The organism is Pseudomonas sp. P5_B2, assembly GCF_056400445.1.
Window position 1 is genome coordinate 1 of sequence record NZ_JBFULH010000104.1, and the last position, 12,309, is coordinate 12,309.

Annotated in this window: 12 protein-coding genes; 4 read left to right on the top strand and 8 right to left on the bottom strand. The window is 60.4% G+C overall.

What is annotated here, in order from left to right:
- From AC1DRJ_RS11610 to dadA, 4 genes are all read right to left on the bottom strand, one after another.
- Window positions 1-406 (bottom strand): helix-turn-helix domain-containing protein (locus AC1DRJ_RS11610; protein WP_477802263.1); only part of this gene is annotated, 406 nt, incomplete at its 3' end.
- Between the two features lie 128 nt (window positions 407-534).
- Entirely contained in the window at window positions 535-1,608 is a 1,074-nt protein-coding gene (gene alr, locus AC1DRJ_RS11615) for an alanine racemase (protein ID WP_477802264.1), read from the bottom strand.
- 98 nt (window positions 1,609-1,706) lie between these two features.
- Window positions 1,707-2,060, bottom strand: a complete 354-nt coding sequence (locus AC1DRJ_RS11620) for a RidA family protein (protein ID WP_477802265.1) — start codon at window positions 2,058-2,060, stop codon at window positions 1,707-1,709.
- Complete coding sequence (gene dadA, locus AC1DRJ_RS11625) at window positions 2,032-3,336, bottom strand: D-amino acid dehydrogenase (protein WP_477802266.1); 1,305 nt, start codon at window positions 3,334-3,336, stop codon at window positions 2,032-2,034. Before dadA ends, AC1DRJ_RS11620 begins: the two co-directional genes overlap by 29 nt.
- Window positions 3,337-3,492: 156 nt before the next feature.
- Here dadA and AC1DRJ_RS11630 point away from each other — a divergent pair, with 156 nt between their 5' ends.
- Window positions 3,493-3,981, top strand: a complete 489-nt coding sequence (locus AC1DRJ_RS11630; protein ID WP_003177284.1) for an Lrp/AsnC ligand binding domain-containing protein — start codon at window positions 3,493-3,495, stop codon at window positions 3,979-3,981.
- 126 nt (window positions 3,982-4,107) lie between these two features.
- On the opposite strand, the gene AC1DRJ_RS11635 is transcribed toward AC1DRJ_RS11630, so the two are convergent.
- Window positions 4,108-4,461: a YkgJ family cysteine cluster protein gene (locus AC1DRJ_RS11635; RefSeq protein ID WP_007947437.1), complete on the bottom strand. Its 354-nt coding sequence runs from the start codon at window positions 4,459-4,461 to the stop codon at window positions 4,108-4,110.
- 147 nt (window positions 4,462-4,608) lie between these two features.
- Between AC1DRJ_RS11635 and AC1DRJ_RS11640 the strand changes: the two genes are divergently transcribed.
- Window positions 4,609-5,922, top strand: a complete 1,314-nt coding sequence (locus AC1DRJ_RS11640) for an NAD(P)/FAD-dependent oxidoreductase (protein ID WP_477802267.1) — start codon at window positions 4,609-4,611, stop codon at window positions 5,920-5,922.
- 134 nt (window positions 5,923-6,056) lie between these two features.
- Here the strand turns inward: AC1DRJ_RS11640 and AC1DRJ_RS11645 are convergent, their stop codons facing one another.
- The gene (locus AC1DRJ_RS11645; protein ID WP_477802268.1) at window positions 6,057-6,302 is read right to left on the bottom strand and encodes a DUF1127 domain-containing protein; all 246 of its coding nucleotides are present in this window, start codon (window positions 6,300-6,302) and stop codon (window positions 6,057-6,059) included.
- A 179-nt stretch (window positions 6,303-6,481) separates the two neighbouring features.
- Here AC1DRJ_RS11645 and AC1DRJ_RS11650 point away from each other — a divergent pair, with 179 nt between their 5' ends.
- Together AC1DRJ_RS11650 and AC1DRJ_RS11655 are read left to right on the top strand one after the other, a co-directional pair.
- The gene (locus AC1DRJ_RS11650) at window positions 6,482-7,903 is read left to right on the top strand and encodes an aminotransferase-like domain-containing protein (protein ID WP_477802269.1); all 1,422 of its coding nucleotides are present in this window, start codon (window positions 6,482-6,484) and stop codon (window positions 7,901-7,903) included.
- Between the two features lie 60 nt (window positions 7,904-7,963).
- Window positions 7,964-9,532: a phospholipase D family protein gene (locus tag AC1DRJ_RS11655; protein ID WP_477802270.1), complete on the top strand. Its 1,569-nt coding sequence runs from the start codon at window positions 7,964-7,966 to the stop codon at window positions 9,530-9,532.
- Between the two features lie 196 nt (window positions 9,533-9,728).
- On the opposite strand, the gene AC1DRJ_RS11660 is transcribed toward AC1DRJ_RS11655, so the two are convergent.
- Window positions 9,729-10,871, bottom strand: a complete 1,143-nt coding sequence (locus AC1DRJ_RS11660) for an MFS transporter (RefSeq protein ID WP_477802271.1) — start codon at window positions 10,869-10,871, stop codon at window positions 9,729-9,731.
- 166 nt (window positions 10,872-11,037) lie between these two features.
- A partial coding sequence (locus AC1DRJ_RS11665) for an aldehyde dehydrogenase (protein ID WP_477802272.1) occupies window positions 11,038-12,309 on the bottom strand: 1,272 nt, incomplete at its 5' end.

Below are 12,309 nucleotides of genomic sequence, written 5' to 3' on the forward strand. Positions count from 1 at the left end.
GTCGACCTTCCACCAAAATGCCGGTTTCCTCGCCCTCATGGGTGAGCATCTCGTCACCGGTGTCGGCGCCTGGCGGGTAGATTTCATTCAGAAAAGCGATGGCCCGGCTCGGATGAGCCCGACCGACCAGTTTCATGGTCACGGCACCATCGGAAATATCGATCAGCTCGTTGGCCTTGTAGACGATCTGCGTCGGTTTTTCCTGAAGGATTTCCTCAGAAAAGAACTCGACCATGGACATGGGAATCCCGCCCAGTACTTTGCGCAGCGAACTGATCGAGGGGCTGACGCTGTTCTTCTCGATCATCGAAATCGTGCTGTTGGTGACACCCGCGCGCTTGGCGAGCTCACGCTGCGAAAGGCCTTTGAGCTTACGGATGGATTGCAGTCGTTCACCGACGTCCAATGCTAGCGCCTCCAGGGATTCAGATTGTTGGAATATTGAGCGTTATCATGGCGACAGCGTTCAGTATTTACAACACTTGGACCTGAATCCTGTGAGGCGAGGCGACTTTCGGTGTGGACCGTAGGCTGTCAGCCCTCGGAATAGAGCAGTGGCACCCGGCGCAGGTTGCAGAAAATCTGGTAAGGAATCGTGTCCGCCGCCGCCGCCACTTCGCTGGCAAGGATGTTTTTACCCCATAACTCGACGGTCGAACCGAGACCGGCTTGCGGCACGTCGGTCAGGTCGATGCAGAGCATGTCCATCGACACCCGGCCGATCAACTGGCTGCGTTGCCCGGCGACCAAGAGCGGCGTACCGGTTGGCGCGTGACGCGGGTAACCGTCGGCATAACCCATGGCGACTACGCCAACACGCATCGGCTTGGGCGTAATGAACCGGGCGCCGTAACCAATGGGTTCGCCGGCCGGCAGTTCACGCACACAAATCACTTTCGATTCCAAAGTCATCACCGGTTGCAGGCGAGCCGCCACGGTGTTGGCTTCTTCGAACGGCGTCGCGCCATACAGCATGATGCCAGGGCGAACCCAATCACTCGGGATCTGCGGCCAACCCAAAACAGCTGGCGAATTGCGCAAGCTGACTTCCGCCGACAAGCCTTTACGCGCGGCTTCGAATACCGCGACCTGCTCAGCGCTGGACTGTTCGTGCAGCTCATCGGCGCGGGCAAAGTGGCTCATTAGCACAACTTTAGCGACCTTGCCGCTGCCCAAGAGCCGTTGATAGGCTTCCTGATAATCCTTTGGATGCAGGCCGACGCGGTGCATGCCTGAATCGAGCTTGAGCCAGACGGTGATTGGCTTGCTCAGCGTGGCCTTTTCGATGGCTTCGAGTTGCCATAGCGAATGCACCACGCACCAGAAATCGTGCTCGACGATCAGCGACAACTCATCGGCTTCGAAGAATCCTTCGAGCAGCAATACCGGCGCCCGAATACCCGCCGCGCGCAGCTCCAGCGCTTCTTCGATGCAGGCCACGGCAAACCCGTCGGCCTCGGCTTCCAGCGCTTGGGCGCAACGCACCGCGCCATGGCCGTAGGCATCGGCCTTGATCACCGCAAGGGCCTTGGCCCCGGTGAGTTCACGGGCGATCCGGTAGTTTTGACGCAGGGCTTGAAGGTCGATCAGGGCACGGGCTGGACGCATGGCGGCAGACTTCTAGGCGGTCATGGGAATTAAAAAACCGGCGCTGGCTGGCGGCGTGAACCGCCAACAGCACCGGCAGAGGGATCTTGCTGAATCAATTATGGCAGAGCGGCCACAACCGACAGCTCAACCAGAATTTCCGGTTCGCACAGCTTCGACTCAACGGTCGCACGGGCCGGGGCCCCGCCTTTTGGCAGCCACTTGTCCCAGACGGCGTTCATGCCATCGAAATGTGCGTCGATGTCTTTCAGATAAATCGTTACCGACAACAAGTGATTCTTGTCGGTGCCCGCCTGATCGAGCAAACGCTCGATATTGGCGAGGGTTTCACGGGTCTGTTGTTCAATCCCGGCGTTCATATCATCGCCGACCTGCCCTGCCAGATACACAGTGCCGTTGTGGCTGACGATCTGACTCATGCGCTCATTGGTGAGCTGGCGCTGGATTGCCATGCTTTGCGGACTCCTGGGGTTTGCTGCCATAACGGGAAATATCGAGGCCTTCGGCGCTGATCTGCGGCGTTCTTTTCGCCATCAGGTCAGCCAACAAGCGACCGGAGCCACAGGCCATGGTCCAGCCGAGTGTGCCGTGACCGGTGTTCAGGAACAGATTCTTGAACGGTGTCGCGCCAACGATCGGCGTGCCGTCCGGGGTGGTCGGACGCAGGCCGGTCCAGAAGCTTGCCTGGCCCAGGTCGCCGCCCTGAGGATAAAGGTCGTTGACGATCATCTCCAGGGTTTCGCGCCGACGCGGGTTCAGCGACAGGTCAAAACCGGCGATTTCAGCCATGCCGCCGACGCGAATGCGGTTGTCGAAACGGGTGATCGCGACCTTGTAGGTCTCGTCAAGAATCGTCGAGGTCGGGGCCATGGCCGCGTTAGTGATCGGCACGGTCAGCGAGTAACCCTTGAGCGGGTACACCGGCGCCTTGATACCCAGCGGCTTGAGCAGTTGCGGCGAGTAGCTGCCAAGTGCCAGCACGTAGCGATCCGCGGTTTCCAGCTTGCCGTCGATCCACACGCCGTTGATGCGATCACCGGCGTAGTCGAGTTTCTGAATGTCTTGGCCGAAGCGGAATTCCACACCCAGTTTCACAGCCATTTCGGCCAAACGGGTGGTGAACATCTGGCAGTCGCCGGTCTGATCGTTCGGCAGGCGCAAGGCACCGGCGAGGATGTCGGTAACACTGGCCAGCGCCGGCTCAACGCGGGCAATGCCGGCGCGGTCGAGGAGTTCAAACGGTACGCCGGACTCTTTCAGTACCGCGATGTCTTTCGCGGCGCCGTCCAGTTGAGCCTGGGTGCGGAACAGTTGGGTCGTGCCGAGGCTGCGGCCTTCGTAGGCAATRCCGGTTTCGGCGCGCAATTCGTCGAGGCAGTCACGGCTGTACTCGGACAGACGGACCATGCGCTCCTTGTTCACCGCGTAACGGCTGGCGGTACAGTTGCGCAGCATCTGTGCCATCCACAAGTACTGGTCGATGTCGGCAGTGGCCTTGATCGCCAACGGTGCGTGGCGCTGCAACAACCACTTGATGGCCTTGAGCGGCACACCCGGCGCCGCCCACGGCGAGGCATAACCCGGCGAAACCTGCCCGGCGTTGGCGAAACTGGTCTCCATGGCAGCAGCCGGCTGACGGTCCACGACCACTACTTCAAACCCGGCCCGAGCCAGATAGTAAGCACTGGCGGTACCGATGACGCCGCTACCCAAGACCATAACGCGCATTTCATATCCCTCATCGCGGCTGACCGCTGACGTGTGTTGTATTCAAACAGTGATGTGCGCAGTGTAAAAAAGTTCTGCCAGTGTTTTTCACTATATAAGCAGCTATATTTGGCGACAATTCTCGGCAAAAACCCTTTTCACGGAGGCRCATCCCCTATGCGTACCAACACACAGACCAAGCGAGAGCTGGACAAGATCGACCGAAACATCCTGCGGATCCTGCAAGCGGACGGACGCATCTCCTTTACGGAGCTGGGGGAAAAGGTCGGGCTCTCCACCACGCCGTGCACTGAGCGGGTGCGGCGCCTGGAGCGGGAAGGGATCATCATGGGCTACAACGCCCGGCTCAATCCGCAGCACCTGAAGGGTAGTCTGCTGGTGTTTGTCGAGATCAGCCTTGACTACAAATCCGGCGATACCTTCGAAGAGTTCCGACGCGCAGTGCTGAAACTGCCCCACGTACTGGAATGCCACTTGGTATCAGGGGATTTCGACTATCTGGTGAAGGCACGGATTTCCGAGATGGCCTCGTACCGCAAATTGCTGGGGGACATTTTGCTCAAGCTGCCGCATGTGCGCGAATCCAAGAGCTACATCGTGATGGAAGAGGTGAAAGAGAGCTTGAGTTTGCCGATTCCGGATTGAGGGTTTGTGGAGCCTGATCCGGCCCCTTCGCGAGCAAGCCCGCTCCCTCATTTAACCGTGTTCCTCCAGCAGGATTGCGATCGAATGTGGGAGCGGGCTTGCTCGCGGAGGCCGCGCCTCGGCCTTCTAGACCAGGACCTGCCGGGTCGACGCCATGTACTCATGAATCTGCTTCTCCACCCGGGGATGAATCAGCTCCACCGGCCCCCGCCCATTCGGGCATGGCAAGGTCTTGGTGGTGCCAAACAACCGGCAAATCAGCGGGCGCTCGTCGTACACCGTGCAGCCATTGGGCCCCAGATGAACGCAATTGAGCTCATCCATCGCCGCATCCTGCTCGGCGCGCGTCTTGCGCGGCAGGCGCGACATTTCTTCTGGTGAAGTGGTGACCGGCCCACAGCAGTCATGGCAGCCGGGCACACACTCGAACGAGGGGATCTGCTGTCGTAGCGTGCGGATTTTCTGGCTGTTGCAGCTCATTGAAGCGGTGACCAAAAGCGGAATAGAGCGCGATTCTGAAGCAAAGGCGCCGATCCATACAGCAGCAGCCGACCAATGTTGCCCGCATCCGAAGGTCCGGCTTATGCTCCGTCAAATTTTCCAGACGCCAGAATCGGGAACACGCACATGAACGCCCGTGCTCAGCAATCCGTTCCAAGCCACCAGCACATTGCCTCTTATTACGCCGCCAGCAGCCTGCCGCAGCCCGACTATCCGGTGCTCAGAGGTGATCTGTTGGCGGAAGTATGCGTGGTCGGCGGCGGGTTCTCCGGGCTCAACACAGCACTCGAACTGGCTGAACGCGGCTTGAGTGTCATCCTGCTCGAAGCCCACAAGATCGGCTGGGGCGCCAGCGGACGCAATGGCGGGCAGTTGATTCGGGGTGTCGGTCATGGCCTGGATCAATTCGCCAATGTGATCGGTACCGACGGCGTACGCCAGATGAAACTCATGGGCCTTGAGGCCGTGGAAATCGTCCGGCAGCGCGTCGAGCGGTTTCAGATCCCCTGCGACCTGACCTGGGGATACTGCGACCTGGCCAACAAGCCCCGCGAACTCGAAGGCTTCGCCGAAGACGCCGAGGAGCTGCGCAGCCTCGGTTACCGTTATGAAACCCGGCTGCTGCAAGCCCATGAAATGCACTCGGTGGTGGGTTCCGACCGTTACGTCGGCGGCCTGATCGACATGGGCTCGGGGCATCTGCATCCGCTGAACCTGGCGCTGGGCGAAGCGGCGGCGGCCGAGGAAATGGGGGCCCTGCTGTTCGAACAATCGGCGGTCACCCGCATCGATTACGGCCCCGAGATCAAAGTCCACACGGCCCACGGCTCGGTCCGCGCGAAGACGCTGGTGCTTGGCTGCAACGCCTACCTCAACGAACTCAACCCCGAACTCAGCGGCAAAGTGCTGCCTGCCGGCAGCTATATCATTGCCACCGAGCCCTTGAGCAAAGAGCTGGCTCACTCGCTGCTGCCGCAGAACATGGCGGTCTGCGATCAGCGCGTGGCACTGGATTACTACCGACTCTCGGCAGACCGACGCTTGCTGTTTGGTGGCGCCTGTCACTATTCAGGCCGCGATCCGAAAGACATCGCCGCGTACATGCGGCCGAAGATGCTGGAAGTCTTCCCGCAATTGGGCGCGGTGAAGATCGACTATCAATGGGGCGGGATGATCGGCATCGGCGCCAACCGGTTGCCGCAGATCGGCCGGCTTAAAGACCAGCCGAATGTGTATTACGCCCAGGCCTATTCCGGTCACGGGGTGAATGCCACGCATCTGGCGGGCAAGTTGCTGGCTGAGGCGATCAGTGGGCAGCAGGGTGGGGGATTCGATCTGTTTGCCAAGGTGCCGCACATTACCTTTCCGGGCGGGAAGCATTTGCGCTCGCCTCTATTGGCGTTGGGGATGCTTTGGCATCGGCTTAAAGAGTTGGTCTGAGGGGTTGATGTCGCACTTTCGGACGCCTTCGCGAGCAAGCCCGCTCCCACATTCGATCGCATTCCTGCTGGAGGAACACGGTTAAATGTGGGAGCGGGCTTGCTCGCGAATGGATTTAGAGAGCACCACAGAACTCAGATCCTCCAGAAAGGCTTAAGCCCCTCCTCCCGCGCCTGTTCCCGCGTCAGCCCCACATCCCTGAGCTGCTCCGGCGTCAGTGCCAGCAACGCCTTGCGGGTGTGCAGACGATGCCAGAACAGACCCCAGCGACTCAGGCCGGACGGCGCGTTGCGCATCTGCACATCACGTGCACCGTTGTCCTGCCCTCTCACCAGTTCCTGACTGTGTAACGTCAGCCGCACATCGCTCAAGCCGTTCATTTTGATTGCTCCTGTTTACTTGGGTAGCCAGAGCTTTCATGATGCGTGGACGACGAAAAGCATTACAGATTCAACAAGCAAGTATTAATTCCATACAGATTTTGCGTTTCAACGTCTGAATCCTGATTTTTTGCCAGATCTGTATTGGTTTACCGAATCACCCACACCGAGACTGCGCCATGACCCTTTACGTCAACCTCGCCGAATTGCTCGGGACGCGTATCGAACAGGGCTTCTATCGCCCCGGTGACCGGCTGCCCTCGGTGCGGGCACTGAGTGTCGAACATGGGGTCAGCCTGAGCACCGTGCAGCAGGCCTATCGCGTTCTGGAAGACAGTGGCCTGGCGACGCCAAAACCCAAGTCGGGCTACTTCGTGCCGGTGGGTCGCGAACTGCCGGAGCTGCCGGCCATTGGCCGTCCGGCCCAGCGACCTGTCGATATTTCGCAATGGGACCAGGTGCTGGAACTGATTCGCGCGGTGCCACGCAAGGATGTGGTGCAACTGGGGCGCGGCATGCCGGACATCACTACGCCAACCATGAAACCACTGCTGCGCAACCTGGCGCGTATCAGCCGCCGCCAGGACATGCCCGGTCTGTATTACGACAATATCCACGGCACCCTCGAACTGCGCGAGCAGATCGCACGCCTGATGCTCGATTCCGGTTGCCAGTTGAGCGCCAGCGATCTGGTGGTGACCACTGGGTGCCATGAAGCGCTGTCCACCAGCATCCGGGCGATTTGCGAGCCGGGAGACATCGTGGCAGTGGACTCGCCGAGTTTTCACGGCGCCATGCAAACCCTCAAGGGGCTGGGCATGAAAGCGCTGGAGATTCCCACGGACCCGCTCACTGGCATCAGCCTCGATGCGCTGGAACTGGCCCTGGAGCAGTGGCCGATCAAAGTCATACAGTTGACCCCCAACTGCAACAACCCGCTGGGCTACATCATGCCGGAGTCGCGCAAACGCGCGTTATTGACGCTCGCACAGCGTTTCGACGTGGCGATTATTGAAGATGATGTGTATGGAGAGCTGGCCTACACCTACCCGCGCCCGCGCACGATCAAATCCTTCGACGAAGACGGTCGGGTCCTGCTGTGCAGTTCGTTTTCCAAGACCCTTGCCCCCGGATTACGCATCGGCTGGGTAGCACCCGGCCGGTATCTGGAACGGGTGCTGCACATGAAATACATCAGCACCGGCTCCACCGCCCCGCAACCGCAAATCGCGATTGCCGAATTTCTCAAGTCCGGGCATTTCGAGCCCCATTTGCGGCGGATGCGCACGCAATACCAGCGTAATCGCGACATGATGATTGACTGGGTTACACGCTACTTCCCGGCCGGCACTCGCGCCAGTCGCCCACAAGGCAGCTTCATGCTGTGGGTTGAGCTGCCAGAAGGCTTCGACACCCTGAAACTGAACCGTGCCCTGCATGATCAGGGCGTACAGATTGCCGTCGGCAGTATCTTTTCCGCCTCTGGCAAATACCGCAACTGCCTGCGCATGAACTACGCTGCCAAGCCAACGCCGCAGATTGAAGAAGCAGTGCGCAAAGTCGGTGCGGCGGCGATCAAGCTGTTAGCGGAAACCCACTGACTTTTCTCGGGAAACCAGCGTCCATATGCCGACACCTGCCGCCAATCGGAACGATCCCACTTGAGAGTCAGACAGCCCCTGCTCGCTCTTCTGCTATTCGCCTCGTTCCTCAGCGGCTGCGCCAGCGTCGACGTTCAGCGCCAGCCGAGTCAGGCGCTACCCGCCAGCGACTCGGCATTTGGCCGGTCGGTCCAGGCGCAGGCCGCGCCTCATGAGGGCCGGTCGGGCTTTCGCCTGCTGTCCGACAGCACCGAAGCCTTCACCGCCCGCGCCGAATTGATCCGCAACGCGCAAAGCAGCCTCGACTTGCAGTACTACATCGTGCATGACGGCATCAGCACGCGGATGCTGGTGGAGGAACTGCTCAAAGCGGCTGATCGCGGCGTGCGCGTCAGGGTGCTGCTGGACGACACCACCAGCGATGGCCAGGATGAGGTCATCGCCACCCTCGCTGCACACCCGCACATCCAGATCCGCGTGTTCAACCCGTTGCACCTGGGTCGGAGCACCGGCGTGACGCGCACCATGGGCCGCCTGTTTAACCTGTCGCAACAACACCGGCGCATGCACAACAAGCTGTGGCTGGCGGACAACAGCATGGCGATCGTGGGCGGGCGTAATCTGGGCGACGAGTATTTCGATGCCGAGCCCAACATGAACTTCACCGACATCGACATGCTCGGCATCGGCCCAGTGGCCGAACAACTGGGGCAGAGCTTCGATCAGTACTGGAACAGCGCCCTGAGCAAACCGATCGAACAATTCCTGTCCAGTAAACCGACGGCCCAGGACCTGCGAGACACCCGGTCCCGCCTGGAGCAATCGCTCGCTGACACGCGCAAACAAAACCATGCGCTGTATCAACAACTGATGACCTTCAAGACGCACCCGCGCCTGGACATCTGGCGTCGAGAATTGATCTGGGCCTGGGGTCAGGCGTTGTGGGATGCACCGAGCAAGGTGCTGGCCGACGGCGAGCCGGACCCGCATTTGTTGCTGACGACGCAATTGGCACCCGAGCTAAACGGCGTGAGCAAAGAGCTGATCATGACCTCGGCCTACTTCGTCCCCGGCCAGCCGGGCCTGGTGTACCTGACCGGGCGCGCCGATGCCGGGGTATCCGTGAGTTTGCTGACCAACTCACTGGAGGCCACCGACGTTCCCGCCGTGCATGGCGGCTATGCGCCGTATCGCAAGGCGCTGCTGGAACACGGCGTGAAGTTGTTCGAACTGCGGCGCCAACCAGGAAAAGGCGGAGGCAGTGGGCCGCACTTTTTCGGACGCTCCACTTACCAAGGCTCCGACTCCAGCCTGCACAGCAAGGCGATGATCTTCGACCAGCAAAAGTCCTTCGTTGGCTCGTTCAATTTCGATCCGCGCTCAGTGCTGTGGAACACCGAAGTCGGGGTGCTGGTTGACAGCCCCGAGCTGGCCGCGCATGTGCGAGACCTGGCGATGCAGGGCATGGCGCCGCCGTTGAGCTATGAGGCGAAACTGGAGGATGGCAAGGTGGTTTGGGTCACCGAAGACGACGGCAAGCTGCATACGCTGACCAAGGAACCGGGGAGCTGGTGGCGGCGCTTCAATGCATGGATGAGCACCACCGTCGGCCTGGAACGAATGCTCTAGCAGACGATAAAAACCTCTGTAGGAGTGAGCCTTTGTGGTGAGGGGGCTGCCCCCGTTGCGCTGCGTAGCAGTGCTAAACACTGCCATTGCATTCTGTCTGGGTCACTGCGCTGGTTGATTTTGCGACTGCTGCGCAGCCGAACGGGGGCAAGCCCCCTCGCCACAAAAGCCGCGCACCACAGGTTGGTGTTCACCTTTAGGCCGGCTGCACTGCTCCAAACGCACCTTGGCGCATCAGCAGAATCACCAAACCAAACGCACCGGCAGCCATCAGCAACGGCAACGCATGCCCGCTGATCCATTGGCTCCCCGCTCCCGCCGCCAACGGGCCAACCAGGCAACCGATCCCCCATAGCTGCGCGACATGGGCATTGGCGCGCACCAGCGCATCGTCGCGATAACGTTCGCCGATCAGTATCAGCGACAAGGTAAACAAGCCGCCAGCACTGGCACCAAACAGCACCCACAACGGCCAGATCAGCAGCGTGTCGATCAATAACGGGATCGCCAGGCTCGACAGCAGCAAGACCACTGCACAGCCCGTGAACAGCGTGCGCCGTGACAATCGATCCGCCAGCGCACCAATTGGCAATTGCAGCAACGCGTCACCGACCACCACGGTACTGACCATCGCCAGGGCAATTTCCGTGGTGAAGCCCTGACGCAGGCAATACACCGGCAACAAGGTCAGAATCATGGCTTCGAATGCGGCGAACAGCGACACCGCCCAGGCAATCGCCGGCAGGCCACGGCAGAAAACCCACAAATCGCCAAACGTCACGCTACTCGCTTCGCTAGTGGGCGCGCCGCTGCGACCTAACAACAGCAACGGCGCCGTCATCAACAAGCCGACACCCACCCAAAATCCGTAATCGTGTTCAGTGCCCAGCACACCCAGCAGCACAGGCCCGGCGAGCTGGCTCAGCGCATAACTGCAGCCATACAGCGCCACCAGTCGCCCGCGCCACTGTTCGACCACAAGCTGGTTGATCCAGCTTTCACCCAGAATGAACACCAGCGTCAGGATCACTCCGATCATCAGCCGCAACAGCAGCCAGATCGGATAGCTCGGCATCAGCGCTAGCAAGCCGATGGACAACGCCCCAGCCCACAGGCACAGGCGCATCAGATTGGCCGTGCCCAGACGCGCGGCTAAATGACTGGAGATCTTCGCACCCAGCAACACGCCAATGGCCGGCATCGCGGCCATTACGCCGATAGCGAACGAGCCATAACCCCAGCTTTCCAGGCGAAACGACACCAGCGGCATGCTGACGCCCAAGGCCAGCCCGACACTCAAGACAGACGCCAACACGGCGAAATAAGTCGCCCAACGCATGTTCCACGCTCCTGTGGATATTATTTTTTCGGCACACCACAAACCAAATGTGGGAGCGAGCCTGCTCGCGAAGAGGCCATCACATCCAACATCATCGTTGGCTGTTACGGCGTCTTCGCGAGCAAGCCCGCTCCCACAGGGGATCTACGTCGTCAAGAAAACCGACTTACAACTTGATCCAGGTCGCCTTCAGTTCGGTGTACTTGTCGAAAGCGTGCAGCGACTTGTCGCGGCCGTTACCGGACTGCTTGAAGCCACCGAACGGCGCGGTCATGTCGCCGCCATCGTACTGGTTGACCCAGACGCTACCGGCACGCAGCGCACGGGCGGTCAGGTGGGCCTTGGAAATGTCCTTGGTCCACACTGCTGCTGCGAGGCCGTACGGCGTGTCGTTGGCAATCGCCACGGCTTCTTCGGCGGTGTCGAAAGCGATGACCGACAACACCGGGCCAAAGATTTCTTCCTGAGCGATTTTCATCGCATTGTTCACCCCGTCGAAAATCGTCGGCTCAACATACGTGCCGCCCGTTTCCTGAAGCGTGCGCTTGCCACCGACCACCAGTTTGGCACCGTCGGCATGGCCCGACTCGATGTAAGACAGCACCGTGTTCATCTGCTGGGTATCGACCAGCGCGCCGACGTTGGTCGCCGGGTCCAGCGGGTTGCCCGGCTTCCAGGTTTTCAGGGCCTCGATCACCAGCGGCAGGAATTTATCCTTGATCGAACGCTCGACCAACAGACGCGAACCGGCGGTGCAGACTTCGCCCTGGTTAAAGGCGATGGCACCGGCAGCTGCTTCGGCAGCGGCTTGCAGGTCCGGGGCATCGGCGAACACGATGTTCGGGCTCTTGCCGCCGGCTTCGAGCCAGACCCGCTTCATGTTCGACTCGCCCGAGTAGATCAGCAGCTGCTTGGCGATCTTGGTCGAACCGGTGAACACCAGGGTATCGACATCGTTGTGCAGGGCCAGAGCCTTGCCGACTGTGTGGCCGTAACCCGGCAGCACGTTCAGCACGCCTTTCGGAATGCCGGCTTCAACGGCCAGCGCAGCGATGCGAATGGCGGTCAGGGGGGATTTTTCCGACGGCTTGAGGATTACCGAGTTACCGGTGGACAGCGCAGGCCCGAGTTTCCAGCAGGCCATCATCAATGGGAAGTTCCACGGCACGATGGCGCCCACGACACCAACCGGCTCGCGGGTCACCAGACCCAACTGATCATGCGGGGTGGCGGCGACTTCGTCGTAGATCTTGTCGATGGCTTCGCCGCTCCAGCTCAGGGCTTGCGCCGCGCCGGGAACGTCGATGTAAAGGGAATCGCTGATCGGCTTGCCCATGTCCAGGGTCTCAAGCAGCGCCAGCTCTTCGGCGTTTTGCTTCAACAGGCCGGCGAAACGGATCATGGTGGCTTTGCGCTTGGTCGGCGCCAGACGCGACCA